General features: G+C 45.7%; 4 protein-coding genes. 1 reads left to right on the top strand and 3 read right to left on the bottom strand.

Features of this window, described 5'->3' with window-relative positions; translation table 11 throughout:
- Positions 1 to 274 (top strand): PEP-CTERM sorting domain-containing protein (locus QUB61_RS00190; protein WP_333189745.1); only part of this gene is annotated, 274 nt, incomplete at its 5' end.
- A 98-nt stretch (positions 275 to 372) separates the two neighbouring features.
- On the opposite strand, the gene QUB61_RS00185 is transcribed toward QUB61_RS00190, so the two are convergent.
- The 3 genes from QUB61_RS00185 to QUB61_RS00175 all read right to left on the bottom strand — a co-directional run.
- The gene (locus tag QUB61_RS00185; protein WP_333129756.1) at positions 373 to 3,027 is read right to left on the bottom strand and encodes a C39 family peptidase; all 2,655 of its coding nucleotides are present in this window, start codon (positions 3,025 to 3,027) and stop codon (positions 373 to 375) included.
- A 573-nt stretch (positions 3,028 to 3,600) separates the two neighbouring features.
- The gene (locus tag QUB61_RS00180; protein ID WP_333068093.1) at positions 3,601 to 4,041 is read right to left on the bottom strand and encodes a peroxiredoxin; all 441 of its coding nucleotides are present in this window, start codon (positions 4,039 to 4,041) and stop codon (positions 3,601 to 3,603) included.
- A 47-nt stretch (positions 4,042 to 4,088) separates the two neighbouring features.
- On the bottom strand, positions 4,089 to 4,311 hold a 223-nt coding region (locus QUB61_RS00175; RefSeq protein WP_333129758.1), incomplete at its 5' end, for a hypothetical protein.

Genomic DNA, 4,311 nt, shown 5'->3' with positions numbered 1-4,311 from the left:
AGTAAAGGTTGAGCCTGTACCCGAACCAGTAAAGGTTGAGCCTGTACCCGAACCAGTAAAGGTTGAGCCTGTACCCGAACCAGTAAAGGTTGAGCCTGTACCCGCTCCAGTAAAGGTTGAGCCTGTACCCGCTCCAGCAAAGGTTGAGCCTGTACCCGCTCCAGCAAATGTTGAGCGTGTACCCGAACCTTCTACTTGGGTGGGTACTTTTGTAGGATTGAGCTTTTTAGGTATTGGTGCAGCGAAACGCAAAATGAAGCGCAAGATTTCCTAAGTTAGGTAGGGTGCGCACCCAGTAGCTTACGAATAGCTGGAATGCGCACCTTACGAATAGCCGTAGTGCCTCAAACTACTTGCCCACCGTAGAGTAGATTATCGAGAGATAAAATGCGCCCAAACATTCCCGTCTGGCCCAGCAACTTGATTCACGTAACTGTAGGGATACATCAACTTTCTCCCCTCAGTATCGCTGTAACCTGTGAGTGCATCTCCCCAAGGATCTTGCACGATATAACCCTGAGAATTGTAGCCAATTAAAGTGAGAATGTGACCGGATGCAGTAAAATCTCCCGCTAAAACTACTGGCCGGCGATTCAGCAATTCCGATCGCACATCGGCCCAGTTGCGAGTCGTACTAAAACTCGTCTTAAACCCGTAAGCTTGAATCAGCGCCGAAAGCACGCTGTGATCGGTTTGAGAACCCTGACCGGCATAGTCGAAACACCACTGCAACAACTCATCCTCCAACTGTCCGCCCCACTTAGAACGAAGGCCGTAATAATAAAGCACCATCGCGATCGAAGTTACGTTGCAAGTAGACCAGTCAAAACGCGGATTGTCCCGCTGCGAAAAATACGGCACGTTCAATTCCACATTGTTCGGCACCGCATCGAAAATTTTATCTCCCCGCTTGAACTGAACAAAACTAGGAAAAACATAACCTGTATTGCCAAAATTCGGGAGTTCTTCAGTCACGGAAACTTTCAGGTGATCTCCTTCCAAACCGTAGCTTTCCACGCCGTAAACTCGACCTAAAGGTAGCGTAGTTTTCTCGGTATCTCTCAGGCGGGCAGCATCTACAGGCCGTTTTTTAAACACAGTTGCTTGTAGCATTGTCATCGTCAAAGCACCGGGGTCAAAGGGAACTTCTTTGCCGTCTTTTTTAATTTTAACGTCCTGCCAATAAATAAATCCGATCTTGCCGAAACCGGGAATAGATTCGGCGAGAGTTACTCGGAAATGCCCCAAAATGCAGGCATAACCAGTAATGGCATAGGTGCTGCCTAAAATTAGGTCAGCAACTTGATTTGCAGGCAGTTTAGATGAATCTTCTGGTTGACCTTTAATCTGAGTTGTTTGAGTTACCCACAGTTGAGCGCTGACGTTGCTATTCGGTACGTCGGCTAGGTCAAATTTTAGGATTTTATTACCTTTGGCAAGCTGAACGTCGGGTTCGTAAAAATAGCCAAAAGTACCGATCGGCGAAATAGCTGAATCCACAACCACCTTGAGGTGCCCGTCCATAAATCCGTACTTGCTAACCGCCAAAGTCTGCCCTGCTTTGACAAGAACTTTTTGCTGATTGTTGAGCCGGGAAGAATCAAGCGGAGCTACCTTAAACAAAGTGTCAGAAACTATCTTTAAGGTCAAACCTTTTCCGACAGTCAGCGGATCGGAAATTACGGTAATGTAAATTATTTGGCTGCCAGTAACGTTGCCTTTGCTGTCAGTTGCCCGCAACCTGAACCACCGAGCTCCAGCTACGCTAAATCCTTTAGGCAAATTAACTTGCCAACTGCTGGCTTGTTGGTTTAGCGTGACGCTTAGCGGAAATTTATCCTCCGCTATCACCTCAACTTTTGCTGCTTGTTGCCGGTCAAAACTACCCCGAAGGACGATGGGCCCATTTACTAAAACTTCTGCCGGCCCTTGATAAGTTAAATTCACAGCGGGATTGAAAGATTTGCCACCGCGGCTGAATTGCACAAAATCGGGATAAATGAAACCCGTATTGCCAAATTGCGGCAAATTCTCGTTAAGGGAGACTTTTATGTGGCTTTGTTCGATCGAGAATCCGGCAATTCCGTAAATCATTCCCGCCGGCAAAGTAATTTTTTCTTGGGGTTGCAGGCCAGCCGCATTTGCCGGCCGCTTTTTCAACACCGTCGTTTTGATAACAGTCATCGTAACTGCATTTCTATCAAACGCAATTCCCCTCCCCTCTCGCAAAATTTGGACGTGCTGCGAGTACAGAAAGCCCGACTTTCCTAAGTTAGGAACTGCCCGATCGAAAGTGACTCGAAAATGGTTTTCCACGCAAGCGTAGCCGAGAATATTGAAAGTTTCTCCCTGGTTAAATTGTAATTTCTTAGCTTGTCCTAAAGTCGCAGAATCTCCGGGGGTGAGCTTTAACCAAGTCTTTTTGATCACCCATAGTAACTGCATTCCCGGTGGCGAGGCCGGCAACTGGGCGCGATCGAATATGAGAATTTTTGCGCCTTTGGTGATAAGTACGTGTTTTTCGTATAAAAAGCCAGAGGTTCCCACCGGAGGAATTGGATTATTTAGTTGAACATTCAGGTGACCGTCTTCTAACTCGTAGTCCCTAATTTGATAAGTTTTACCTGCTGGTATATCCGCTTTTTGCTGGTTGTTAAGATTGCTGGCGGGCAGTGTTCCGACTTTGAATGCGGTATCTCTGAGAGTAATTAACGTGATAATTTGAGCGGGGGAGTTAGAAGCAGGATTAAGTTTGATGTTAATTGTTTGTTGGCCGATAACTTTGCCAGTCTTATCAGTTGCCCTCACCTGTACTGTGCGAGTTCCGGCGCTATCGAATCCTTTTTCTAAACTGATATTCCAAATGCCTGTAGAGGGATTTCTCCCCACATTCAGGGCATTTGAGCCTTCTGTTGCTTCCAGGGCTGCCACTAGATTTTTGTCAAAACTGCCAACTAAGACAGCGGCTCGATTAGCCTCAATTTCTTGTGGACCTAAGTAACTCAAAATAATGTTGTTGGTTGTCATTATATACCACCCTACCTACTTAATTATTCAGCTAAAGCAAGGATAACTTCTGATGTTATCAAACACAATGACCAGAACCCGGAGAAAATCGCCCTGCGATTCAGTCTAGGGACGGTTAATGCTTTTTACAGCATAAATTTTTAATTATTGGCGGGATTTGCGCCACAAATCTAACTTTAGGCGCACTATAAGCACCTTAACCGAATATATGGCTGGTTGAGCGGATCTGTGGTGCAAGTTTTGAGGGAAAGAATTTAGTTCGACTAGGTGGTTTCCGCACCCTTGACCGAAAGCATCCAGGATACAAGCCCCCGGATTCATCCGTCCAGAAATAAAAAACCTGTATCCGATGAAACTTGCCCCCTGAATTTATCCCTGGGGTCAATGCTTCAATCTAAAATCTAAAATCTAAAATCTAAAATCGATTGACCCCTCACTTGCTTGAGGAAGGACTTAGGAAAAAAACCCGGTTTCTACGAGAATATTGCCTATAGCAAGGAGGCATCTAGGAAGAAACCGGGTTTTAGCCGTTTGGTGGATCCAGGAATGTTAGTGCGATCGCCTAAACTTCGACTAAACTATGGTGACAAGAATATCTTGAGCGTGAGAGTCAACTTTCAGATTTTCTCCTTCATAAACCTGAATAATTTTGCCGGTACCGTCGATGACGAAAGTAACGCGCTTGGCATAATCGCCTTTCTCGACATCGTAAGCTTTGGTAATCGTGCCATCAACATCTGCTAATAGCTGGAAAGGCAAACCGTATTTCTCTGTGAACTTTTTGTGCGATTCCTCGTTGTCTCGGCTGACACCGAGAACTACTATATCTTTGCCCTTGTATTCTTCATGGGCTGCTTTGAAGCTTTGGGCTTGTCTTGTGCAGCCGGGGGTGTCATCTTTCGGGTAGAAATACAAGATTACGGTTTTACCGGCAAATTGGGACAGGGAGACGGTGTTGCCGTTGGTGTCTTTGGCGGTAAATTGAGGAGCGGCACAGCCAATTGGTAAGGTCATAGTTTGGTTTCTCTTGTTTGGTTTTTATTGCAGTTCCTCAAGTTATTTTACTTGGTTGTGTGCCTTTCCAAGAGACCGTTGCTAAAAATCGCGTGAAGCGAAGCTATCGGGCTCTTAATCGCCCCCAACTCCATGACGTTAAGCTGTATAGCATTTAACTTGCACCTAAGACGCGGGGTAAGAGTGCCTATTACACGCATAGTTTCAATACTGAGCTCTTGCACCATTGTCAATAATCCTTTTTTGAACAGGCAAGATGCCTGTTCCACA

Origin of the sequence: Microcoleus sp. C2D2, assembly GCF_036702495.1 — a bacterium.
Lineage (GTDB): Bacteria > Cyanobacteriota > Cyanobacteriia > Cyanobacteriales > Microcoleaceae > Microcoleus.
Note: the sequence above shows the minus strand (reverse complement) of the source record. Positions and strands in the feature narration are given on the sequence as shown.

Coding starts and splice junctions, on each gene's coding strand:
- QUB61_RS00185 (WP_333129756.1), bottom strand. CDS start 3,027: ATGACAACCAACAACATTATTTTGAGTTACTTAGGTCCACAAGAAATT.
- QUB61_RS00180 (WP_333068093.1), bottom strand. CDS start 4,041: ATGACCTTACCAATTGGCTGTGCCGCTCCTCAATTTACCGCCAAAGAC.